Annotated in this window: 22 protein-coding genes; 5 read left to right on the top strand and 17 right to left on the bottom strand. The window is 48.4% G+C overall.

The window, feature by feature from the left end:
• Window positions 1-262 precede the first annotated feature (262 nt).
• From GRF55_RS04480 to GRF55_RS04430, 11 genes are all read right to left on the bottom strand, one after another.
• Complete coding sequence (locus GRF55_RS04480) at window positions 263-1828, bottom strand: NAD(P)/FAD-dependent oxidoreductase (protein WP_220369335.1); 1566 nt, start codon at window positions 1826-1828, stop codon at window positions 263-265.
• Between the two features lie 23 nt (window positions 1829-1851).
• A complete protein-coding gene (locus GRF55_RS04475) occupies window positions 1852-2850 on the bottom strand; it encodes a glycoside hydrolase family 130 protein (RefSeq protein ID WP_220369334.1) in 999 nt (332 codons plus the stop codon).
• Window positions 2847-4070, bottom strand: coding sequence for an MFS transporter (locus GRF55_RS04470; RefSeq protein ID WP_255563858.1), 1224 nt, complete (start codon window positions 4068-4070; stop codon window positions 2847-2849). Before GRF55_RS04470 ends, GRF55_RS04475 begins: the two co-directional genes overlap by 4 nt.
• 135 nt (window positions 4071-4205) lie before the next feature.
• Complete coding sequence (locus tag GRF55_RS04465; RefSeq protein WP_220369332.1) at window positions 4206-6515, bottom strand: transglycosylase domain-containing protein; 2310 nt, start codon at window positions 6513-6515, stop codon at window positions 4206-4208.
• 160 nt (window positions 6516-6675) lie between these two features.
• Window positions 6676-7875 carry a transglycosylase SLT domain-containing protein gene (locus GRF55_RS04460; RefSeq protein ID WP_220369331.1) on the bottom strand — a complete coding sequence of 400 codons (1200 nt, stop codon included), beginning with the start codon at window positions 7873-7875 and terminating at the stop codon, window positions 6676-6678.
• Between the two features lie 20 nt (window positions 7876-7895).
• Entirely contained in the window at window positions 7896-8213 is a 318-nt protein-coding gene (locus GRF55_RS04455) for a hypothetical protein (RefSeq protein ID WP_220369330.1), read from the bottom strand.
• A gap of 111 nt (window positions 8214-8324) precedes the next feature.
• Window positions 8325-8528, bottom strand: coding sequence for a hypothetical protein (locus GRF55_RS04450; protein WP_220369329.1), 204 nt, complete (start codon window positions 8526-8528; stop codon window positions 8325-8327).
• 12 nt (window positions 8529-8540) lie between these two features.
• The gene (locus GRF55_RS04445) at window positions 8541-10514 is read right to left on the bottom strand and encodes a tetratricopeptide repeat protein (protein WP_220369328.1); all 1974 of its coding nucleotides are present in this window, start codon (window positions 10512-10514) and stop codon (window positions 8541-8543) included.
• Window positions 10515-10562: 48 nt separating this feature from the next.
• Window positions 10563-11114, bottom strand: coding sequence for a peptide deformylase (gene def, locus GRF55_RS04440; protein ID WP_220369327.1), 552 nt, complete (start codon window positions 11112-11114; stop codon window positions 10563-10565).
• Window positions 11115-11124: 10 nt separating this feature from the next.
• Entirely contained in the window at window positions 11125-11544 is a 420-nt protein-coding gene (gene ruvX, locus GRF55_RS04435) for a Holliday junction resolvase RuvX (protein WP_220369326.1), read from the bottom strand.
• Window positions 11545-11554: 10 nt separating this feature from the next.
• On the bottom strand, window positions 11555-12049 hold the full coding sequence (locus GRF55_RS04430) for an SPOR domain-containing protein (protein ID WP_220369325.1): 495 nt from the start codon (window positions 12047-12049) through the stop codon (window positions 11555-11557).
• A 249-nt stretch (window positions 12050-12298) separates the two neighbouring features.
• Between GRF55_RS04430 and GRF55_RS04425 the strand changes: the two genes are divergently transcribed.
• From GRF55_RS04425 to GRF55_RS04415, 3 genes are read left to right on the top strand one after another with little or no spacing between them, the layout of a single operon-like run.
• Window positions 12299-12517, top strand: coding sequence for a YtxH domain-containing protein (locus GRF55_RS04425; RefSeq protein WP_220369324.1), 219 nt, complete (start codon window positions 12299-12301; stop codon window positions 12515-12517).
• Window positions 12518-12541: 24 nt separating this feature from the next.
• Complete coding sequence (locus tag GRF55_RS04420; RefSeq protein ID WP_220369323.1) at window positions 12542-12892, top strand: phage holin family protein; 351 nt, start codon at window positions 12542-12544, stop codon at window positions 12890-12892.
• A 4-nt stretch (window positions 12893-12896) separates the two neighbouring features.
• Window positions 12897-13190, top strand: coding sequence for a hypothetical protein (locus GRF55_RS04415; protein WP_220369322.1), 294 nt, complete (start codon window positions 12897-12899; stop codon window positions 13188-13190).
• 513 nt (window positions 13191-13703) lie between these two features.
• Here GRF55_RS04415 and GRF55_RS04410 read toward each other — a convergent pair.
• The 3 genes from GRF55_RS04410 to GRF55_RS04400 are packed head-to-tail and all read right to left on the bottom strand — an operon-like array spanning window position 13704 to window position 16356.
• The gene (locus tag GRF55_RS04410; protein WP_220369321.1) at window positions 13704-14465 is read right to left on the bottom strand and encodes an MBL fold metallo-hydrolase; all 762 of its coding nucleotides are present in this window, start codon (window positions 14463-14465) and stop codon (window positions 13704-13706) included.
• A 26-nt stretch (window positions 14466-14491) separates the two neighbouring features.
• Entirely contained in the window at window positions 14492-15505 is a 1014-nt protein-coding gene (gene murB / locus GRF55_RS04405) for a UDP-N-acetylmuramate dehydrogenase (RefSeq protein ID WP_220369622.1), read from the bottom strand.
• On the bottom strand, window positions 15502-16356 hold the full coding sequence (locus GRF55_RS04400; protein ID WP_220369320.1) for a DUF4348 domain-containing protein: 855 nt from the start codon (window positions 16354-16356) through the stop codon (window positions 15502-15504). Before GRF55_RS04400 ends, murB begins: the two co-directional genes overlap by 4 nt.
• 131 nt (window positions 16357-16487) lie before the next feature.
• On the opposite strand from GRF55_RS04400, the gene pheS reads away from it, so the two are divergent.
• A complete protein-coding gene (gene pheS / locus GRF55_RS04395; protein ID WP_220369319.1) occupies window positions 16488-17525 on the top strand; it encodes a phenylalanine--tRNA ligase subunit alpha in 1038 nt (345 codons plus the stop codon).
• Between the two features lie 277 nt (window positions 17526-17802).
• Entirely contained in the window at window positions 17803-19125 is a 1323-nt protein-coding gene (locus tag GRF55_RS04390) for an ATP-binding protein (RefSeq protein WP_220369318.1), read from the top strand.
• Between the two features lie 277 nt (window positions 19126-19402).
• On the opposite strand, the gene GRF55_RS04385 is transcribed toward GRF55_RS04390, so the two are convergent.
• The 3 genes from GRF55_RS04385 to GRF55_RS04375 form a co-directional block, all read right to left on the bottom strand.
• Window positions 19403-19615 carry a hypothetical protein gene (locus GRF55_RS04385; RefSeq protein ID WP_220369317.1) on the bottom strand — a complete coding sequence of 71 codons (213 nt, stop codon included), beginning with the start codon at window positions 19613-19615 and terminating at the stop codon, window positions 19403-19405.
• Window positions 19612-20118, bottom strand: coding sequence for a hypothetical protein (locus GRF55_RS04380; RefSeq protein WP_220369316.1), 507 nt, complete (start codon window positions 20116-20118; stop codon window positions 19612-19614). The genes GRF55_RS04385 and GRF55_RS04380 overlap by 4 nt, the downstream gene beginning before the upstream one ends.
• Window positions 20119-20179: 61 nt before the next feature.
• Window positions 20180-24211, bottom strand: coding sequence for a leucine-rich repeat domain-containing protein (locus GRF55_RS04375; RefSeq protein WP_220369315.1), 4032 nt, complete (start codon window positions 24209-24211; stop codon window positions 20180-20182).
• Window positions 24212-24923: the final 712 nt, after the last annotated feature.

The raw sequence follows: 24923 nt of genomic DNA, 5'->3' as shown, positions 1-24923 counted from the left end.
CAAGTCATTATGTAAACCGTTGATTTTTAAGAGATTAGATGCCGCTTTCCAAAAGTTCAACTTTCAGCTTGCAAAAGTTGAACTTTCAGGACGCAAAAGTTGAACTTTTAGAGCGCAAAACTTCAACTTTTGGAAAACGAAAGTTCAACTGCATGTTTATACACCCTTTTCTGTATGTTTATACAGGGCATGATTTGTGGTAATCTTCACCGAATTTACACCGCATGACAGCGAGATTTCGAAACAACACTATGACGCAGTTTCAGGACCCCATCAATTCCTTACACATTTCGGCACACCGCTCGCCGTCGATGGCTGCCGAGACGATGCCACCGGCATAGCCGGCGCCTTCGCCGCAGGGGAATAGTCCGCTGATGCGCACATGCTGGAGGGTGTCGGGGCTGCGCAGGATGCGTAGGGGCGACGATGTGCGTGTCTCGATGGCTATGAGCGTGGCGTCGTTGGTGAGAATGCCGTGAGCCTGTCTGCCAAATGTCTTGAAGGCTTCTTGCAGGCGGTGCGAGATGGCTGCCGGCAACCAGAAGTGCAGGGGGCTCGAGAGGAGTCCGGGGGCGTATGAGGAGCGTGGCAGGTCGTATGAGAGGCGGTTGTTCACGAAGTCTGCCATGCGCTGTGCGGGTGCTGTCTGCCGCATGTTTCCCTGCTGCCATGCCATGCGCTCGAGGTGTTCCTGGAAGTGCATCACGGAGAGTGTGTCTGCCGGGGCTTGGTCATACATTGCCGGGATGTCTTCGGGGCGCACTTCGACGACCATTCCGCTGTTGCTCCACTGGGTGCCTCGGCTGCTGGGGCTCATGCCGTTGACGACGAGCTGCTCCTTGTCGGTGGCTGCGGGGATGACGAAGCCTCCCGGGCACATGCAGAAGGAATAGACTCCGCGCCCTTCGACCTGCGTCACGAAGGCGTATTCGGCGGCTGGGAGGTATTTTCCCCGCCCGTCTTTGCGATGGTATTGTATCTGGTCGATGAGCTGCGCGGGATGTTCGAGTCGCACGCCGACGGCGATACCTTTGGGCTCGATGTCGATTTTCGCTTCTGAGAGATAGCGATAGACGTCTCGGGCTGAATGTCCGGTGGCGAGAATGACTGGTCCTATCCACTCTTTTCCGCCTGCCACGCAACCTTTCACGCTGTCGCCTTCGATAATGAGGCGGGTCATCTTGGTTTCGAAGTGCACTTCACCGCCGCATCGGAGGATGGTGTTGCGCATGTTTTCGATGACTTGCGGCAGTTTGTCGGTTCCGATATGCGGATGGGCATCGGCAAGGATATCGGTCGAGGCGCCATGCTGGCAGAACACGCTGAGTATTTTCTCCACGCTTCCACGTTTCTTCGAGCGGGTGTAGAGCTTGCCGTCGGAATAGGCTCCCGCGCCTCCCTCGCCGAAACAGTAGTTGCTCTCGGGGGCAACACGCTGCTCCTTGGTGATGCGTGCCAGGTCTTTTTTGCGCTCGTGCACGTCTTTTCCCCGCTCCACGACAATGGGTCGCAGTCCCAGTTCGATGAGCCGGAGGGCGGCAAAGAGTCCGCCGGGCCCTGCACCGACCACGATGACTTGGGCGGCTTCTGACACGTCTCCGTATCGGATGGGCGTAAAGGCATCGTCGGCAGGTTCTTCGTTGATGTAAAGCCGAAGGGTGAGGTTGATGAAGATGGTGCGATGACGCGCATCGACCGACCGCTTCAGCACTCTGACGGAGGTGATTGTGCGGGCATCGATGCCTTTCTCCCGGGCGACGTATTCGCGGATGGTCTGCCCGGAAGCGGCTTGTTGTGGCAGCAGGCGCACCTGCAGTTCTTGTATCATCCTGTGGCGGAGCGGCTATGTTATTAGATGATGCTTGTGCGCTTGGTGAACGCTACGATTTCGGAAATGCGGCCGAAAGCCAATGACGTAACCGTGTCGGCACAGCCGTAATAGACTGCCACCCTGTCGGTCTCGGGGTCGTGAAGGGCTGCACACGGGAAGCATACGTTCGGCACGTCGCCCATACATTCGTATGGCGTCTGCGGAGAAATCAGGTAAGGTCCTGAACGATGAGTGGCTATCCACGGTTTTTCCAAGTCGAGCAACGCCGAACCGAAGGCATAGACGTAGCCGTTGCAGGAGCGGAGAACGCCATGATAGAACATCAGCCAGCCCTCAGAGGTCTCGATAGGTATGGAACCGGCACCGATTTTCATACATTGCCATGCGCTCACTTCGAAGGGTGCGGGCGACATGACGTGGCGGTGGCGACCCCAAAACTCCAAGTCGGGCGACTCGCTATAGAAGATGTCGCCAAAAGGAGTATGCCCCGTATCGCTCGGACGGCTGAGCATGGCAAAGTTGCCGTTGATTTTCCTGGGGAACATCACGCCGTTGCGATTGTAAGGCAGGAAGGCGTTTTCCACCTGATGGAACGTCTCGAAGTCGAAGGTCCACGCTACGCCAATCGTAGGACCGTGGTAGCCGTTGCACCACGTGACGTAATAGCGGTCGTCGATGAAACAGACGCGCGGGTCGTAGCCATATACCCACTCCTTCACGCCTTCGATATCGCACTCGAAACGTATCGTCTCCTCGTTGATTTTCCAGTCGATGCCGTTCTTGCTGAAACCTGCATGAAGGGTCATGCGGCGGTTGGTATCGTCGCAACGGAACACACCGGCATAGCCGTCTTTGAAGGGAACGACGGCGCTGTTGAAAATACTGTTCGATGTAGCGAGTAAATCGCGCGGAATGATGGGGTTCTTGGAATAACGCCACATCACGTTCTTGCAATCTGCCGGGCGCTCTTCCCACGGCATATTGGGCAATGGCTGCCCCTGAATCTTTAAGTTGCTCATTTTTCTGTTATGTTTTTGTTATCTGAATACGTAAAAGGTACAAACCATGTGATGAGAAGGGCGGGAATGGTGCAGAAGAGTACGAAGACGAAAAACATCTTGTAGCCAAGCCAATCGCTGATGGCACCACTCATCATGCCGGGAAGCATGACGCCAAGGTTCATGATGCCGCTCGCAAAGGCATAATGCGACATCTGGTGCTCGCCCGGAGCTATCTGCTGCATCATGAAAAGAGTAAGCCCTACGAAGCCGAAGCCATAGCCAAAATACTCTATGACAATACCGCTGCCTATCAACCAAAGACTCTCGGGCTGATAGATAGCCAAAAGGGTATAAGCCACGAACGGCAAATTGAAGACGACTGCCAACGAAAAGAGCGACTTCTGAAGTCCCCGATGGGCTATATAATATCCTGCCAGGATGGAACCGAGCACGAAAGCAGCTGCTCCGAACGTGCCGTAGCACAAGCCTATCTGCTGTTCTGTCAAGCCCAACCCTTGCTCGGCACGAGGGGCTTTGAGGAACAACGGCACAATCTTCATGACAAATCCCTCGGCAAAGCGATAGAGAATGATGAAGAATATATAATAGACAATGTGTTTCTTCTTGAAGAACTCTGTAAGCACGCGCCACAACTCATGCCATGTCTCTGCCAGTCCGCGCTTCTTGCTCACTGCCTGCCTGTCTTGCGGCAGCATGGAATAATGGTAAACGCCCAGGATAATCATGAGAATGCCTATCGCCAACATGACAATCATCCACGACTTGGTGACTCCCACCATGTCTTTCAACACACCTGCGAGATAGACAAGTCCGCCCGTAGCCGCAATCTTCGCTATGTTATAAAAAGCCCCTTGCCACCCTATCCATCGCGCCTGCTCATCCTTCGAGAGGACTGACATGTAGGTTCCGTCTGCTGCAATATCGTGAGTGGCACCGCTGATAGCCACAACCGCCAACAGCGCTATCGTGATGACGAAGAAGTCGGGCAGATGGAGCGCCATGGCAACCAAGGCAAACATCACACCGGAAAGAACTTGTGTCAGAACGACGAAAAACTTTTTCGTCTTATAGATTTCAAGAAACGGACTCCACAACGGTTTCAACGTCCACGGCAGCATGATGAGTGATGTCCAGAAAGCTATCTGCGTATCGGAAACACCCATGCCCTTATACATCAGCGCACACACCATGTTCAGCACCACGAAGGGCATTCCCATGGCAAAATACAACGTGGGTACCCAAGCAATGGGCAACACCTTCTTTTTACTTTCTACCTTCTCTGTCTGCAAGTCGTTTCTTGAAGTATCCACCTGCAGATTGTCTTCTACCCTTTTTTCCTGCATATTCCTTATCTATTCATAAACTTCATCTATACCTGTTTCATAGCCTAACACCTCTTCGGCACAGGGGTCGTAGTTGTCGGGAATGTCGAACTTGGCATCTGGAGAATAGTTCAGCGACTTGTCGGCATAGATTTTCTTCATGTAGTATGCCCAAATCGGCAACGCCACGGCAGCACCCTGACCTGTTGCAGTCGATACGAAGTGGATGTCGCGGTCTTCTCCTCCAACCCAACAGCCGCTGACGAGCTGCGGGGTGACGCCCATGAACCAGGCGTCGGAGTTCTTATTCGTGGTTCCTGTCTTGCCTCCAATCTCTCCCGGAACATTGTAGCGGGCACGCAGACGACCACCGGTACCGCCTTCGACGACCGCTTTCAGCAGGACGAGCATCTTGTAGGAATTGCTCTCGCTGATCACTTCGTTCATGCGCGGCTGGAATTCGGCAAGCACGTTGCCCGAATTGTCCTCGATACGGGTCACCATCATCGGTGCACAACGAATGCCGTGATTCACAAAGGCGGTATAGGCGCTGACCATCTCGCCGACCGACACCTCACAAGGTCCGAGACACAATGCCATCGAGGGATGGATGTCGGGATTGTTGATGCCGTATTGGTTGAGCAGTTGCACGAAAGCATGAGGATTGAGGCGGCTCATGAGGTAGGCGGAAATCCAGTTGTTCGACTGTGCCAATCCCCATTTCAAGGTCACCATCTGTCCGTATCGGCTTCGGCTACCGTTACGCGGCGTCCATGGTTTGCCAGCAACGATGTAGGTACGCGCCACGTTGGGTGCCACATCGCAGGGCGAATAGCCGTTCTGCATCGCCATTGAATAGAGGAATGGCTTGATGGTAGAACCTACTTGGCGCCGTCCCATCATACCCATGTCGTATTGGAAGAAGTTGTAGTTCACTCCGCCGACGTATGCTTTCACGGCTCCCGTCATCGGGTCCATGCTCACGAAGCCGGCACGAAGCATTTTCTTATAATACTTGATGGAGTCTCTCGGTGTCATCATCGTGTCGATTTCGCCTTTGTAAGAGAACACCGTCATATCTACTTTGGTATCGAATGCCTTATTGATGTCTTCTTCGGAGTAGCCCGCTTCCTTCAACACCCGATAGCGTTCGCTCTGACGAATGGAGCGGTTCATGATGGCTGTCACCTGGCTGGCGGTCAGATTGTCTGAGAAGGGAGCATTACGACGCAGCCGCAACTCGTTGTTGAACGTTGGCTGAAGGTATTTTGTCATGTGTTCATACACGGCTTCCTCGGCATATTTCTGCATACGTGTGTCGATGGTGGTGTAGATTCTCAATCCGTCGGTATTGACATCATAGGGGTCGCCGTTCTTCTTGAGGTTCTTGTTACACCATCCATAAAGCGGGTCGGTCTCCCATGCGATGGAGTCAATGTGATACTGCCGCTTGTTCCACGAAGGATAATTGGCAAGGTCGGGCTTCTTTGCCATCATGTATTGCCGCAGATATTCGCGGAAATAAGGTGCCGTCTGCTCGCGATGGCTGGCACGATGGAAGTTGAGTCCGAGTGGTTCGGCGGAATATTTATCGCATTCGGCGCTGCTCATATAGCCCGCTTTTTGCATCTGCGAGAGCACTACGTTTCGCCGCTCCACGCAACGCTCAGGATAGCGAACGGGGTTATAGAGCGACGGATTCTTGCAAAGACCTATCAGCGTTGCCGCCTCGGTGACCGTCAGGTCTTGCGGCTCCTTGCGGAAATAGGTATTTGCAGCCGACTTGATTCCCACGGCATTGTGCAGATAATCGAAATAATTCAGGTACATGGCGATGATTTCTTCCTTCGTGAAGTTGCGTTCCAACTTGACGGCAATAATCCATTCGATTGGCTTTTGAAGAAGACGCCCCAACGTAGAGTGTGCCTTCTCCGAATATAACTGCTTAGCCAACTGCTGGGTGATGGTCGAGCCTCCACCCGCACTATGCTGTTGCATGATGCCACGCTTGAGAATGGCTCTCGACAAGGCGATGAAATCGATGCCTGAATGCTCATAGAAACGCTCGTCTTCGGTAGCCACGAGTGCCTGGACGAGATAGGGCGACAGCTTTGCATAGCCGACAGCGATACGGTTGTCACGATTCTCGTTGTAGGTACCGAGCACCTTTCCGTCAGCGGAATATATCTGTGAGGCGTATTTGCTGATTGGATTCTGCAAGTCTTCGATGTCGGGCATGTAGCCTATCCACCCGTTCCAAATGGCAACGAAGATAACAAAAAGCACGCCGATGATTGAAAACAGCGTCTTCCAAAGTATGCGTATGACTTTTTTTCTCATTTTTCTTTCTTGATGTTTTGCCTACAAAGATAGTGGAAATTGAGGGAAACACAAAATAAAACAATGTTTATTTGCGCACGGGAGGTATTCATTCTTTCGAAAAATGCCGGAAGAATCATCGTTGAAAGCGCCATGCGGCAATCAGGGAAAGGGTTTCTCCCTACAATTTGAAGCGATGACGCCTGGTGGCTTGCTTGGGTGCCTGGCTGTCACCGAAGCCATACCCTCCGCCGCCAATGGCAGAACCGCGATAATGGGCATAGCGCTGGAGCACCAAGCGCACGTAATTATACGTCTCCGTCCCTCGCATATAGCCGCTTTTCACGACGGGGTCTTGATAGTATTGTGGCTGGCTCAGCAGCAGAATATACTCGGAAACGTCGCGCCAACGGTGGGGATTCTTCCCGTATTTGCGTGCCAGAGCCATAGCGTCGCGCACATGTGCCACTCCCCCATTATAGCTGGCAAGCACGAAGTTGAGGCGCTCGCCTTCACGAGGAATGTCCCGAAACTGGTCTTTCAGTTTCCGGATGATGCGGGTAGAGGTCTCTATATTGGCTTCCGGATTGAACAATTCTGATTGCGGAAGCCCATATTGGGCACCTGTTCTCGGCATAATCTGCATCAGTCCGCAGGCTCCTGCCCATGAACGGGCGTTAGGGTCGAAACACGACTCCTGATAGCTCAGCGCTGCCAACAGGCGCCAATCGACACGTGCCACCGGTGCATAGCGCTTGAAAAGATGGTCGTAGTTGGAGATGATGCCTTTCTGCTGATTGAGCATGGGCGAATACACCCGTCGCTGAACGCTTTGCGGGGAGAAGGCTGTCTGCTGTTCGCTCTTCACTTCCGCCAGATAGTCGGGACGATACCAGCGGCTGATGGTGTCTGCAAGTTCGGCATTCGTTTTCAATACCGCCCACGGTATGCGCTTGTCGGCAACAATAAGCTGCGCATTCTCCAGCGTAGAGGAGTCGGCTGGAATCATAATATCGCCCTCGCCCTTGAGCAAGCGCCCCACCATCTCCGACGTATCGCGACACACTTCCACCCGCACGGAGACCCCCAACTGCTGCGCGAACTTCTCGCAAAGCAGATATTGGGTGCCCAAGCCTCCACCCCGATATTCATAATAGGTGTCAGGACCTGACAGGGTGAGGAGGATGAGTTCACCGTTGGCGACAATATCGTAGAGCGAATAATGCTCTTTCGAGCTGACGCTGTCGCCTATGACCGTCCCCCAAGGGGTCGTCTGCAACGTGTTTCCCTTCTCGCATGCTGTCAACAAAAGGGCGAACAGCAAGAGGAAAAGTTTGCTGAACGACGAGGGGACGATATGTCGGAACAAGCCGTGTGCCATTGATTTCGGTTGAAAAGATATTATTCCGGTTGCTCTAAATAGCTGACCGCCTTGCCTGTTTCCTTGGCGTATGCTATCTCGCGACGCGTACTCTCGCCGATATAGCCACCGGGATTGACGACGAAGATTTCGTCTGCCATATCGATTTTCCGCAGGTGCATGTCGTCCAACATCTCCTTGACGCCTGGCTTCCACACCTCTTCGTCACCGGAATGCCCGAACAAGCCGACGCTGATGACGATGTTGCCTTCTAAAGAAAGGCGCTTCTGCACGTCAAAGAACGCATCCTTGAAACGTGTACTGCCACAAAGGGTTATCACTTTATAGTTCTCTACCATCTCTTTTCTATCGTTTATGAGTTATAAACATGCCGTTCAGGCATTCTAAAGCTACCGTTTACGGTTGCCATTCGTGCCGTTTGCGCTTGCCATTCGTGCCGTTTGCGGTTGCTATACGAGCACGATATCTGCCACGTCTTCCGGCGTATTGAAGAGAATTCCGTCGGCAAGTTCGTCATCGGTCAGCTGTTCCAACAACTTGCGTGCTTCCTTCTCGTCCATTGCCTTCTCGCCTTTGGCTGCCAGTTTTCCGAGCATGGCGTTCCAAATCGCTTCCCGATAGGCTTGTATTGTTTCTTTTTGTTCTTCTTCCATGGTCAAGATTATCTATTTTTCGGAATATTTTTTCATCACGCTATAAGCCTTATACAAACCCAATTCGCCTGCCTTACTGAGGTCTTGCAGCCCCTTTCGCTTGTTGTCGCTGTTGATATAGGCGAGTCCACGGTTGTAATAAGCCTCTGCCAAACTTCGGTTGATGCTGATTGCTGCCGTGTAATCTTCTATCGCTCGCTCGTATTCCTTCCGCTGCACATACAGGTTTCCCCTGTTATAAAACAGGAAAGCATTCTGCGGGTCGAGCGCAATGGCATGATTCAAATCGTCCAACACGCGCGCCATCTTGATTTTTGTATCCATCCCCTGGGCGGCACTAAACTCGCTCTCCATCGCCAGACACACCGCCCGTTGCCAATATGCCAGGACCGACGTGCTGTCGATTTGCAGGTAAGTGGTCATATCGTGCACGGCATCATCGAAATTCTGAACGACACCATACGCGACGGCGCGTTGCAACAGAAGCCTCTTGACCGACTGCATGTCGCGTTCGCCATCAATACGCCTCGACAAGGTGTCTATCAGATTGAGATAAATGGCTGACTGCTCTTCGTTGAGCGTGTGCGGATTGCACGTCACTTTGAGTTCATGAGACGGACGAGCGACGCGGTTGAAAGCCTCCACTTCCTTATCAAACACTTGGTTCATACTGACGACATTGGCGTATTTCAGATACGAAACCTCGTACATCGGCATATATTCCACGTCGATTTTCCGGTTTTGTATGCGCCCGCGGTAGGCACTTTCGTATTCACGCTCAACCACTTCCTCATCCTCTACCACGATCTGATTGTACTTGGAGAAGTCTATCTCGCTCTTCTTTCGTGTCTGCTTCCGCTGGTTCTTCGTCCATCGCGGCTGTATCCCGACGTGCTTATCCATCTGTGCCTTCAGAATACGGAACTCATCCAGCTCGGCTTGGCGATGCATACCGAGCCGCCGATAGCAATCCGCCCGGTTGTGAAGTCCCGTCCAGAAGTTAGGATACTGCTCTATCACCTTCGTATAGTCAACAATGGCAGCACGCAGGTTGCCCGTCCGATGGTGAAGGGTCGCACGGTTGTAGGTCGCCATCAAATTGCCGGGTTCCATCCTGAGCACATAGTTGAAGTCTTCTATCGCCCGGTTGTCATCGCCCACTTGCACACGGAGCAAGCCCCGGTTGTAGTGAGCAAGGAAATTGTTCGGGTCGAGGTCGATTGCCATGTCATAATCAGCCATCGCACCACGCAGGTTGTTGACATTCAGACGCACCAAAGCACGGTTCACATAGTTGCTTACCAGCTTCGGCTTCAAATGTATCGCCTTGGAAAGCTGCTGCTCTGCATCCTGCCAATTCCCTCGCGACATATTGATGCTTGCCCATACCATCCACGCCTCTCCGTCATAGGGATCTACTTTCAGGCTTTTGTCCAACCACGTGACTGCCGCAGTCGTGTCTTTCTCCCGCATATACATTTCTGCCTTGACGGAATACGCCCGTGAGAAGTCGCCCCAACGCTGAATCATGGAGTCGAGTTCCTCATGTGCGTGCTGATAATCTTTCAGTTCCACGCGGCAAAGGGCGCGGTTGAACCAAAGATTCTGCCCTGACGGTTGGTAGAGAAGTGCCTTGTCATAATCGCCAATCGCTTCTTCAAAATGGCGCTGACGAATACGGCACAAGCCTCTCAGTTCATAGATACCGGCAATATAGGGATTGAGGGTAATGGCTTCCGAGCAGTCGTTCTCCGCTCCGATGAAATCGTCGAGGTAGAACTTGGCGATGGCTCGATAATACCAAGCCTCATAAAGATAGGGCTTGTAGGAAATGGCACGGCTGAAATATTGTATCGAAAGTACGTAATCTTCATAATACAACGAGCTCCTGCCGCTCATAATCAGGCGGTCAACGTTGAACTGCGCCAAAGATGTGAGCGGAGAAAAACACAATAGCAAAAGAAGTATCTTCCGACACCTGCTCATCCGTGATATGCTTTTGTTGACACCCTTTTATCGGAAGGGTGCCGTGAGTTATCTCTTCGTACGGTATCCGCACTGGTAACGTCCTTGCATGAGAGCCTTCAGCTTACCTTTAATCAGCTGTCGGCGAAGCGGCGAAATGCGGTCGATAAACATCTTTCCGTCAAGATGGTCGAACTCGTGTTGCATGACCCGGGCAAGATAACCTTCTATCCACTCGTCATGCTGCTGCATTTCGCTATCCTGCCATTGCACTCTTATGCGGGTCGGACGCGTCACACTCTCGTGAATACCTGGCAGCGAAAGACACCCTTCCTCCATGTTTTTCGTCTCCGTATCGTCATATTCCACGATATGGGGATTGATGAAAGCCTTTCTGAAATCCTTATATTCGGGAAAATCTTCCGCAAGTACGTCTAAGTCTATGACAGCCACACGAATCGATTTCCCGATCTGCGGAGCTGCCAACCCTATTCCTTCTGAAGCAGAAAGGGTCTCAAACATGTTCTCCAACAGCTCATCCAGCCCGGGATAGTCGGCAGGAATGTCCTGCGCTTCCTGACGAAGCACCGGCTGCCCATATATATAAATAGGTAATATCATGTCTTTTTAGTCATTTCGGTCGTCGGGACTCCATATAGCCTTGGAGGATAATCGTCGCGCTGATTTCATCCACCAGCGCCTTGTTCCGACGCTCTTTCTTTTTCAAACCGCCGTCAATCATCGCCTGATGCGCCAAGACCGACGTGAATCGTTCATCGTAATACTCAACCGGCACGTCCGGATATGCCTTCCGCCACCTGTTGACAAACTGCTCCACTCGCTGGAGATTCTCACTCGGCTGCCCGTTTGGCTGATAGGGCTTCCCTATCACGATGCGCTCAACGGGCTCCCGGCTGAGATAATCTGCCAGATAATCGAACAGCGCAGAAGTAGAAACAGTCGCCAATCCGCCGGCAATAATCTGCAGCGGATCGGTGACTGCCAATCCTGTACGCTTCTTTCCGTAATCTATTGAAAGTATTCGCGCCACTCAGATGTCGTTAACGCTGGTTGAAAAGCAACCAAGCATCCGGATATTTTGCACGGAACTGATCGCGACTCTGAACGGCATCGCCCTTATTGTCGAAAGTAGAAGCAATCACACGATACATGTTGCGCTCGGAGTTGAACGCCAACTGCGCATCGTAACCTGCCGCACGCAATGTCTGCTGCAAACCTTCGGCATTTGCCTTCATCGAGAAAGAACCAACGACTACGCTGAAATTCTTCAATCCGGAACCGCTCACTACGGTGAGATTCTCCTGGCGGACAGACACGTTGTCATAGTTGTCAACCGTTGTCGTCTGTGTAGCAGGAACGGTCGTGATCGGTGTTACCACCGGAGCATCGGTCGTTGTATAACCATCGCCCTGCTGAGCCGCATCCTGAGCGCGTGCCTTTTCGTAAGCCTTCTTATAAGCACTCTCACTTGATTTACAGCTGGTAAAAGCCATCATTGCACATACTGCTGCGCACAAAATCATGATTTTCTTCATAATCAATATTATTTTTGAAATTAAACTTATTGTCTTTATTCAACGTGCGAAATTACATAAAAACATTTGAACTTGATAAAAAAAACAGCATAAAGTTTGTTAAATGTCCAATAATCTTGCCGATTTAACAAAAAATCACGAAAGAAATATGGCTATTCAAAAAACTTTCACTACATTTGCTTTCGAAACCTGGCCATCAAGTCATGGTTGGTTATTATCAAAACATTGTTTAATTAAATACTGAAACACATGAAAACATTAGGTTACATCGGCGCATTTCTCGGTGGCGCCATCGCCGGAGCAGCATTAGGACTGCTGGTAGCACCGGAAAAAGGAACAGACACCCGCACAAGAATCTCTGACACGGTCAAAGACTTTTGCGATAAACACAACCTGAAACTCAACCGCAAAGAGATGGAAGACCTGGTGGACGACATCAAGGATGCGGCTGAAGACGTTATCGACTAATCCCCCACAGCAACGCGAGAGATTATGTTTTCAAACGACAGAAACGTTGAATCGATAGCACAACTCGTTGAAGTGCTCAAGCATTACATCGGGCTCCAGTCGGAATACGTCAAGCTGGATGTGATAGAAAAGGTTGTGCGACTGATTACTGCCATCGCCGTCACGCTGACGGTCGTCCTGTTCCTGTTGATCATACTCATCTATCTCTCTTTCGCCGCAGCGTATGCGCTTGCTCCGCTCGTGGGAACCCCTGTTGCCTTCTGCATCGTGGCTGGAGTCTATCTGCTGCTTTTCATCATCATTCTCTACAACAGGAAACGCTGGATAGAGAAGCCGCTCGTGAGATTTCTTGCATCCATCCTCTTAAACAACTGACAACATGAACGACAATCCATTACAGACTTATCGCTCCCTGGAAGAAATTCGCATGCGCAAAGAGATGTTGCGACGCGAAATACAGAAAGACAACGGGCAGATAAAAAGCACTTGGGATGGTCTTTTTCATACCGAGAAAGCCACCACCCCATCCAAACGAATGTCCGGATTCATGTCAACAGGCGCAGGAGTGATGGACGGCATCATCTTGGGATGGAAACTCTACCGGAAATTTTACGGCGGAAAAAAGACAAAAAGCAAGAAGAAAGGCGGACTTTTAGGATTCTTCAAAAAGTAGCCGACAGCCCCGAAAGGTTGCCAAACGGGGAGCTCCGACACACAAGACGGGAGGCTCTATTATATAAAAGATGTGTAGCTGAAGAATATCGGCTACACATTTTTTATGTCCGACACACATTTTACACAGGATAAAGTGCCCGTTCGCCCACCACAAAGTGCCCGTTCAGGACTGCTGAAGGGGCGCGAGCCTGACACTGGAAATGCATCAGCCCGACGACACCTTTCGTTCCTCCCCCATCGTCTCCGTCATCTTGCAGTCTGCTGTTTTTGTATATTTATACTGAGGCGCACCCGTTGCGACGCAGCTTGTAAACTTCTGATTTTTAAGACATTAAGAACACCCTTCCAAAAGTTCAACTTTTAGCTTGCAAAAGTTCAACTTTCAGGCGCTAAAAGTTCAACTTTCAGCGTGCAAAACTTCAACTTTTGGAAAGTGAAAGTTCAACTGCATATTTATACGCCCTTTTCCGTATGTTTATACAAGGAGTTTATTGGTGTCCGTACGGCTTGGTCAAACCTCAATCACCTGTCCGTCGTAAGCCATTTCCACGCCGGCGGGCAACGTCCGGTTCACCTCATCATGCAGCCCTATCTGGTGACACGAATGGATAATGAACGTCCGCTTGGCTGCTACACGCTGCGAGAAGGCGATGGCATCGCCAAGCAGTTGGTGCGAATAATGCTCGTGGCTTTTCCGCAAAGCGTTCACCACCAAGAATTCCACACCCTCCAACAGCGCCTCGTCGGCACGGCTGATGGTCTTCATGTCCGTGATATAGGCAAAACGACCGATGCGATAGCCGAGGATGGGCATCTCGCCGTGCATCACTTCGATGGGAAGAACGTCCACATCGCCGATATGTATCGGAACATGGGGCGTCGCCGTCTGAAGATTCAGGAGCGGTACGCCTGGATAGAGATGTTCGCTGAAGCAATAAGGCATGGTCTGTTTCAGCGCCTCTGCCGTTGACAGGTTGGCATAGATGTCAATAGCTCCAAACACGCAGAAGGGACGCAAATCGTCTATTCCAGCCACATGGTCGTAATGGATATGTGTGAGCAGGACACCATCGATTTTCTTAAACGGCAACGGCAATATCTGCTGACGGAAATCAGGACCGCAATCAATCAGGATACGGGTGGTGTCTGTCTCCACCAAGACCGAGCAACGCAAACGCTTGTCATGCGGATTGGAACTGGTGCACACCTCACACTTGCAGCCAATACTCGGCACTCCGCCAGAGGTTCCTGTCCCTAAAAATGTTACTCGCATACCCTTCTGACGACCAAAAGATTAAACTAAATTACATAAACCTCAGGATGAAGTTCTATGGCAAACTTATTCCGCACGTCGGCAATGATGGTTTCGCAAAGCTGCAAGACCTCCTGACCCGTTGCTCCGCCTCGATTCACCAGCACCAAAGCCTGCTTGGAATGAACCCCTGCACGCCCCAAAGAGCGCCCCTTCCAGCCACATTGTTCTATCAACCATCCGGCAGGAATTTTAACATGCGACGCATCGACCTCATAGAAAGGCATCGACGGATAGCGGGCAGCCAACTCCTCGAAATGCTCCCGACCAACGACCGGATTCATGAAGAAGCTGCCGGCGTTGCCTTCCGTTTGCGGGTCGGGAAGTTTTGACTGGCGAATACTGATAACAACCTCCCTCAGTTGCTTGGCTGTGGGCGCTGTGATGTGCCTGTTTTCCAACTCCGTCCGGATGTTTCCATAATCCAGATGAGGGGTAAACGTGGTTGACAACCGATAGGTCACATGGGTGATGGCATACTTGTCTTTCCATTCTTTCTTGAAACGGCTTTGGCGATAGGCATAGGCACACTCTCCGTTATCGAAGCTCACGCCTTTTCCCGTGGCAAGTTCGATGGCTTCAACCTTCACTATCAGGTCTTTCACCTCCACGCCATACGCCCCGATATTCTGAACTGCCGATGCACCCACTTCGCCAGGTATGAGCGACAGGTTCTCCGCACCATACCACCCATTGGCAACACAGCGCGCGACCACATCGTCCCACACCTCGCCGCTGCCGCAGCGCAGCAAGATGGTGTCGCCACAGACAGTCGCCTCGCAGCCCTTGATGGCTGAATGAAGAACCGTCCCCTCGAAATCCTGAGTCAGCAGAATGTTACTCCCGCTGCCCATCATGAAGAGCGGCTGGTCGGCAGGCGACAGCATCGCAATCACCTGTTGCAACTCCTCCACCGAACTGTATTCGATGTAACGGCGACAACAGGCATCAATGCCAAAGGTGTTGTGTCGCAGAAGACTATAATTGCGGATGTCTTTCATAACTTTACCAGCTTCGTCAACTGCCATTTCCCATTGACGTTCCTGAAACTCATCTTTGTCTCCAAGCCATTGGCAATACCGCGTATCACGAACAACTTCTTTGCCTTACTCTTATACGTCTGCCCGTAAATGATGTTATACACCACATCGCGAGGGAGAATCTGCGGTTTGAAATCCACCCACTGCTCGGGATAAAGGTCAGCCGTCATCGTGTTAAAATCGTCGTTAGGGTCAGGCAAGACAATAGATACGGGCACATGCAGACTCCTCGTCTGGAACGCATCGTCGGTAGAAAAACGCTTATAGAAAGACAGGAATGATGCGTTCTGATTCTGCGAAAGAGCCGTCTCCTCCACCCTCGTCAGCATCCACAAACCGTTGATTCGCTTGAAGTCATACTGCCGGACGAGGTTTTTCGCAAGAAATATCTTTTCCAACACGACATGATTGACAGCCGTGTCATTGACTACCTCTATCTGTTTTTCATCATCGAAAATCAAGGAATAATACCCTTGCTTCATGAAGAAATAATCCATCTTCCACTCGGTTTTCCCCATTTTCCGCTCCTTTCCGTTCTCCTTGACAGGCAGCGGGAAGTTGATACGCGCCAACTGCAACTTACGGTTGGCGGCAAAGTTGAAGACGAAATCATCGAAAAGTTCGTCCGCCGCCTTCGCCACGGGCGAGTCGCCAAAAATAGATTCCAGCGAATCGGTTGCCGTCGTGTCGCCATACTGCTCGTCCGCTGCCTGCGTCTCTGTTGACGAACGGCGGTTGTCCAAACATCCCGACAGCAACATGACAGCCACAGGAACACACCATAACAAAAGTCTTAATACTTCTTTTTTCATAAAACTAACGTAATCCAAAGGCTTGTTTCTCTCATCAATTTCTGCAAAATTACAACTTTATTTCCAAACTTTTCGGTTTTTAAAGCAAAAATATTACCTTTGCAGAACTATTTTTATTTGAAGCGAACAATATGATACTTGAGAAAATAGAATCGCTGCTCAAGGAAGTGAGCGAAGTGAGTGCCTCGAATGCTGAAGAATTAGAGGCGTTGCGACTGAAATATCTGAGTAAGAAAGGCGAAATCAATGCGCTGATGGCTGACTTCAGAAACGTGGCTGCCGACCAGAAAAAGGCGGTAGGCATGAAAATCAACGAGCTCAAGCAGACCGCCATTGAACACATCAACGCCCTTCGCGAGCAGATGGAGACGAAGAACGACGACTCTGAGGAGCTGGACCTGACGCGCACGGCTTATCCAATCAAACTGGGTACGCGCCATCCGCTGACCATCGTGCGCAACGAGATTATCGACATCTTCTCGCGCATGGGCTTCACGCTTGCCGACGGACCTGAGGTGGAAGACGACTTGCACATCTTTACGAAGATGAACTTCGCCGCCGACCATCCGGCACGCGACATGCAAGACACCTTTTTCATCTCGCAACATCCCAACGACGTAACGAAGAACATCCTGCTCAGAAGCCACACCAGTTCCGTGCAGGCACGTGTCATGGAGCGCACACAACCGCCCATCCGCATCATCTGTCCGGGACGCGTCTATCGGAACGAGGCGATTACCGCCCGCGCCCACTGCTTCTTCCATCAGGTCGAAGGACTTTACATCGACAAGAACGTATCGTTCACCGACCTGAAGCAAGTGCTTCTCACCTTCTCGCAGGAGATGTTCGGACCTGAAACGCAAATCCGCTTGCGCCCGAGCTACTTCCCCTTTACTGAACCCAGTGCCGAGATGGACATCTCATGCCACATCTGCGGTGGCAAGGGGTGCGGATTCTGCAAGCACACCGGATGGGTAGAGATTCTCGGTTGCGGAATGGTCGATCCGAACGTGCTCGAGCTTTGCGGCATCGACAGCAATGTCTATAGCGGATACGCTTTCGGCTTAGGCGTTGAGCGTATCACGAACTTGAAATACTTGGTCAGCGACCTGCGCATGTTCTCCGAGAACGACACGCGATTCCTGAAAGAGTTTGAGAGCGCAAACTGATATATAAATATATAGATGTAATAACAATGATGCAGACGCTGCCTTGCGCATACGTCTGCATCATTGCTTTTATCCGACATACGGTTTGTTTCAACCCGAATGGGCAATTCATTATTCATGTAGTCCCTGATTCTAAAGGGCAAATTTATTCTCATTGACAGTATTGTAGAATGAAATAACAGGCTAAATATTTGTCGATTTCAGAATAAACAATTATCTTTGTACTGCAAAAACGGTCGAACCATTCGACCATATTTGCAGTAAAAAGTAAAAAAACATGATAATAAAGCGAGACAAATACGTAGAAGAGTTGCTGAGCAAACGGTGGAACAGGAAAGTGAAAATCATCACGGGTATCAGACGTTGCGGCAAGTCATTTCTCCTTTCAACCTTATATAAGGACTACCTGAAAGATGAGGGAGTCCCTGAAGATTGTTTTGTAGAAATTGCCCTCGATAGAAAGGAACATATCAAGTACAGGAACCCAAACGAATTGTACGACTATGTGCTCAGCCAGACTCAAGAAGAGAGCAAGCAGTATTATGTTTTCATTGATGAGATTCAGTTGTCATTCAAGGTAAAGAATGAGGATGTGAATGAGAATTTGATTCCCGACGAGGACAAAGACATGCTATATACTACGTTCTATGATGTCCTGAACGACTTGATGGCAAGAAGTAACCTCGACGTATATGTGACAGGCTCCAACTCAAAAATGCTCTCAACAGACATCGTCACCAATTTCCGTGACCGAGGAACGGAAATCAAGGTATATCCGCTGTCTTTCAAAGAGTATTATGCCGTTTCGGACTTGGAGAAGGCTGATGCTTTAGAAGAATATCTGACGTATGGCGGCATGCCACTGGCTGTTACCGAGAAGAAAGAAGCCGAGAAGCGCAAATATCTGGCAGATCTTCACAAAAATGTCTATATCAAAGATATTGTAGAACGCTACAAGTTGAAAGACGATGAGGTGCTTGAAGCGTTGATTGACTCGCTGGCTTCGGCTGTAGGGTCACTTACCAATCCGCATAATCTCGCCAATGCCGCAGGTACGCTGATGAGACGAACCACCTCCGATCATACCATCAAGAACTATCTGGATTATCTGCAAGAAGCCTACCTGTTTCTTGCAGCCAAACGCTATGATGTGAAAGGGAAACGCTACTTCGAGAATACCCAGAAGTTCTACTCAATGGATTTAGGACTGAGAAATGCCAAGTTGAATTTCCGGCAGCAAGAGAAGTCCCATCTGATGGAAAATATGATTTATCTTGAACTGATACGTCGAGGGTATAGCGTTGATGTGGGAGTTGTGGAAGTTACCCGTATCAACGAACAAGGCAAGAAGCAGCAGTCACAATATGAGATAGACTTTGTCGTCAATACAGGGAAAGAAAAAATCCATATTCAATCGGCATTAAATGTAAATACAAAGGATAAGCAGAGTCAAGAAACTTTCTCACTGAAGAACTCTGGAGATTTTTTCCGCAAGATTGTGATTGTGGACGGGAACACCAAACAATGGACGGATGAGGACGGCATCATGTACGTCGGTGTCATTCCCTTCCTACTCGAAGATGCGACACTTGGCTTCTGACAAATCCATTAAAGATGTATAACAATGATGTAGACGCTGCCTTGCGCATACGTCTGCATCATTGCTTTTATCCGACAAACGATTTGTTTAATGGGTATTTGGTAAAAATCTGCACAACCTACCACGAAGCCATTGTTGATGCATCGCCAAAAAAATCTCATTCATGAAGGGACTTGAATCTAAACGGACACTGAAAGTATCCCACTATCCTTAACCAGAGGTACGAGCGAAAAGATGTTTTTTCTTTGAAATCTATAATACATATTCTGTAATATCTCTACCACATATCCTTTTGTCTATCGTGTTTGTCTTTCAAAAAGAAAATCCTAACAAGGATAACACCATCTATAAGAAAACTTATACCTACGCCGATACATACAGATTCATTGCACTTTCCTATTAAATCTCCTATTGCACCCCCTATCACAATACCCGTGAGCAATATAAAACCAATTCCCATTATTAAATAACAAATTTTTGTTTCATTCATAATTTTATTTTTTTACAATATAATTTGTATTCTTGATATATTTCCTTTTTAAGTTTTCTCTTCCTCTTTGAAGTTAGTTTTCCTTTAATTCCCTCTTTCGTGATACCTTTCCATTCGATATCGCATGAGGCTTGTAAAAGTGCAACCAATTTCTTCAACGTTTCTTTTTCTGGGATGTTAATTAATGAATCAATCATCTCAACGATTTCTCCATCCCACCAATCAGGATATTCTATCGGATTGAGTAAGAGTTTCAGTTGATACGCATATTCTTTTTGCAGTCTTATGTTTTCTAAATTATCACTGTTTACTCGCAAATCTGTTATATAACAAAAATTTGCAGAAACATCTCTGAATGTTTTCAGATATTCCTTTCTTCCTTCAGTGACGACGCTACTGAATCTCTGTTTGCAATATTGCCATAAACCGAAATATGAAGTAATTAATACGGTGATAATGCCTCCGATAAAGGATAGAACTCCAACTATTAATGTATCACTCATTTCTATATTCAAAAATTTGTCCGCCGGCAAAAACAACATTGCCGGCAGACAGATTAACTCATTATTTTATAACAACTTTCTTTCCATTAACAATGTAGATACCCGCTTTTGTCGGTTTGCCGTTGAGCCGCACGCCGCTGAGCGTAAACCAAACGTCATTATCAATTGCCGATTGCGAATTATCTATTGAAATAATGCCTGTCGGCACGTCAATTTCTACGATAGTAAAGTGTTTCCAGAAGTCTGCATTTTCATATGCGGATTTCGTCCCTCGAGGTACATAAAGCGTTTTCCCTTCACCTTCGTTCCACTGGTTGTAATCATAAGATGAAGCTACTTCCGGAGGTGTTGCTGCGTACAAATATATATCTTTCAGTTTGGGACAGCAGAAAAAGACCAAATAGCCTATATAACTTGTTGTTGAGGGTAATATAAGTTTTTCCAATGCCATATCATAATGTACCCCTTCAATATGTGAATGTCCCTCTTTAAACTCTATCGTTGTTACCAATGGACAAATGTAGGTGGCATCACTATCCATCTTTGTAACAGGCAAACCATTGACAACAGCGGGGAACACGATATCGCCTTCATACTGTTTGAATCCTCTGACCATTTTCAAAGCTGTGTGTGTGTTGTCAGTATATTTGTAATAAATACCATTAATACACATCAGTCCGTCTGTCTCTGTCGGGTTCAATGAGTTGTAATACTTTCTTACAGGTTCTGCAGCATTATATGTGTCGTTCCCCTCTTGATAAGCCTCAATAATGGATGGTGCTCTATTTGAAAAATGTACCACATATTGTCCTTTAGCATTTTGTTTAATTTCCATTTTGCTGCAATAATCTTCATCCAAAGCCCTGTAGGCAACAGGAAGTCCAGACGAAGAAGTCGCTGATAAAATCAAACTATCTCCGACTACAGCTTCTATTTCTTGACTCCATGTTATTCTCTGTGATGTTTTTTTATTAATGGTAAATTCCTTTTCCACACTTGCTGGTTGGTACTCACTATTTCCATCCTGCTTCGCTTCAATGACAACAGTTCCTATTTTAATGCCCCTCAAAGAAGTTTTGTCTCCGCTCGTTATAAGTGTCGCACAATCACTACCAGATTTAATAACATAAGTGATAGGCAAACCAGACGAAGCAACTGCGGTCAATTCAATGTCAGAATTTAAACCAACTACATAAGCTTGGATTTGTGACCATGTAATAGTTTGTGCTGTTCTTAATTCACTAATGGTAAATTCCTTTTCCACACTTGCTGGTTGGTACTCACTATTTCCAACTTGTTTCGCTTCAACGATAACAGTTCCTGGTTTAATGCCTTTCAAAGAAGTTTTGTCCCCGCTCGTTATAAGTGTTGCACAATCACTGCCTGATTTAATAGTATAAGTGATAGGCAAACCAGACGAAGCAACTGCGGTCAATTCAATGTCAGAATTTAAACCAACTACATAAGCTTGGCTTTGTGACCATGTAATAGTTTGTGCAGTTCTTAATTCACTAATGGTAAATACTTTTTCCACATTTATAGGCTGGTACTCATCATTTCCAACTTGCTTCGCTTCGACAATAACAGTTCCTGCTTTAACACCTCTCAAAAAAGTTTTCTCCCCACTTGTAACAAGAGTAGCATAATCATTGCCAGACTTAATAGTATAAGTAATGGGAAGCCCTGACGATGCGACAGCAGTCAATTCTATTTCATTATTCACAAGCAATGTCGTTTGTGAATTATTCCAGGTTATAGTTTGTGCTATTCTTTCCTTCATCAAGTCTTCAACGATATTCAGGAAATTTTTCCAATAGTTCGCCGCTTCGTATTTCACCTTGCTTCCGACAGGCACATGAAGCATACAGGTGTTTGTAGGAACTCCATAAAATACACTCCACTCTATCGTCAATGGTTCTACTATGTAGCAATATATATCTGTCAGTTTATCACAGTCTTCGAACGCATACTCTTCAATACTCGTTACGGAGTTGGGGATGGTGACGGAGGTCAGACCAGTGCAACCTGAGAACGCACCAGCTCCAATGCTCGTTACAGAGTTGCCGATAGTGACGGAGGTCAGACCTGTGCAACCATAGAACGCAGCCCCTCCAATGCTCGTTACGGAGTTGGGGATAGTCACGGAGGTCAGACCTGTGCAGTAATAGAACGCCCAATCTCCAATGCTCGTCACGGAGTTGCCGATAGTCACGGATGTCAGACCGCTGCACTCAACGAACGCCCTATCTCCAATGCTTGTCACAGAGTTGGGGATGGTGACGGAAGCCAGACCGCTGCAACCTCGGAACGCATCATTTCCAATACTCGTCACAGAGTTGGGGATGACGTATGCCCCTTGCTTTCCCCTTGGATATAGAATCAGTTCTGTTTGCGATTTATTAAACAATACGCCATCTATAGAAGAATAGGCAGTATTATTCTCGTCCACATTGATTTCTATCAGACTGCTGCAATAAGCGAACGCCCCAGTTACAAAGAATAGTCCTACTCCCACGTCCGTGACGGACATGTCAATGTGCGTCACGGAACTGGGGATGGTGACGGAGGTCAGACCGCTGCAACCCGAGAACGCTGACTTTCCAATGCTCGTCACGGAGTTGCCGATGGTCACGGAAGTCAGACCGCTGCAATCTTCGAACGCATAGCTTTTTATAGTCGTCACTCCATCAGGTATTACCAAATTCGTAATTTCTGTATTCTCGTCACTATAGAGATGCTTTGCATAGGTTAAAGGATTAGAATTCCAGTCTGTAAATGAGATATTGCACCATGCTGCAATATCATTGACAATCACTTTTGTCAGACCGCTACAATATTCGAACGCCCTATCTCCAATGCTCGTCACGGAGTTGGGGATGGTCACGGACGTCAGGCCGCTGCATTTATAGAACGCATAACCTCCAATGCTCGTCACGCCATCACCAATCGTGTAACTTTTCACCTGTTCACCAAAGATACCTTTTAAGGAATTATAAGTATTATAATATTTTTCTGACATGATGGCGTTACTATTAATAGTGACGGAAGTCAGACCTGTGCAACGATAGAACGGCTCAAGTCCAATGCTCGTCACGGAGTTGGGGATAGTCACGGAAGTCAGACCTGTGCAATCAGCGAACGCCCTAAATCCAATGCTCGTCACGGAGTTGCCGATGGTCACGGAGGTCAGACCTGTGCAACCATCGAACGCATAACTTCCAATGCTCGTCACGGAGTTGCCGATGGTCACGGAAGTCAGACCTGTGCAACCATCGAACGCATAGTCTTTTATAGTCGTTACTCCATCAGGTATTACCAAATTCGTAATTTCCGTATTCTCGTCACTATAAAGATGCTTTGCATAGTATAAAGGATTAGAATTCCAGTCTGTAAATGAGATATTGCACCATGCTGCAATATCATTGACAATCACTTTTGTCAGACCGCTACAGCCCTCGAACGCCCTTTCTCCAATGCTCGTCACAGAGTTGGGGATGGTCACGGAGGTCAGACCGTGGCATCCAAAGAACGCCCTAGATCCAATGCTCGTCACGGAGTTGGGGATGGTATATTGTTTCCCACCTGGATATCGAATCAGTTCTGTTTGTGATTTATTAAACAATACGCCATCTATAGAAGAATAGGCAGTATTATTCTCATCAACATTGACGCTGCTTGAGAACGCAACCGATCCAATGCTCGTCACAGAGTTGGGGATGGTGACGGAGGTCAGACCGCTGCAACCATAGAACGCAAACGTTCCAATGCTCGTCACGGAGTTGGGGATGGTGACGGAGGTCAGACCGCTGCAATAATAGAACGCATACTCTCCAATGCTCGTCACGGGATAAATCATTCCATTATAAGTGACAGATTCTGGGATATTGACGACTCCAGAATATTCATCGGAATAATCACTAGAGTATGAGCCTCGATAGCTGACTGCCAACTCCGTCTTATTGTTCATGTACGTGTAATAGATGGTCACGCCATCTGCATTCTTAACCCCAATATCATGGGCGAATGCATTTGCTCCAACCATGCCCATGAGCACTGCGAGCAGAAATGTAAGTTTAAGTTGTTTTGCTTCCATTGTTATAAATACTATTATTGATTTTTATTTGATTGTTCATTTTTTACATAAAAAAAGGCGAGAACCTACTTCTGGCTAATCTGTCAGTGTAGGCTCTCGCATTGCCCGAATCATCAAATTAACAGAAGCGGCACTCACCTATACAATAAGGTAAGAACAGCCACATGCCTTGTTTGAATGATTCAGTTCAATTTGCGAGATTTACACCGATCAAATCAACAGCGTGACGTTAATCACATGTTTATGCCCTCAATGTCTTGTCGATGCTCCAACTCCGACGGAGTGGGGCGACTTTGCAAATCTACAAAAGTTATTTGAGATTGCCAAACATTTCTTGCAAAAAGCGATTTGCCACTTCTGTGTGTGCGATAACGGCTTTCGACGCTCGCCATCTCAATGCAAAGATATAATTATAATTATGAACGCGTATGCGAAAAATGGAAATGTCGGAAAAATGTCGGAAATGGAGAGCTACGCGATAAGCGCTTCGCTAAATGACAAATGAAAAATGATAAAGGAGCCCCACCCTAAGAGGGTGTGTCAAAATAGGAATTCAGTCGTCCTACGGACGAGAAATCCAACAAATCTATACAAATCTAACAAATCAAAGTGCTGATACACAGAATGAAAGATTTTGGATAGATTTGTGAGATTTGCCTACGGTGATTTTCAATTCTGCGCGAAGCGCACTTCCTCCATTTTGACACACCCT

It is taken from the genome of Prevotella sp. Rep29, assembly GCF_019551475.1.
Classification (GTDB): Bacteria; Bacteroidota; Bacteroidia; order Bacteroidales; family Bacteroidaceae; genus Prevotella.
This window is presented reverse-complemented; position numbering and strand designations above follow the sequence as displayed.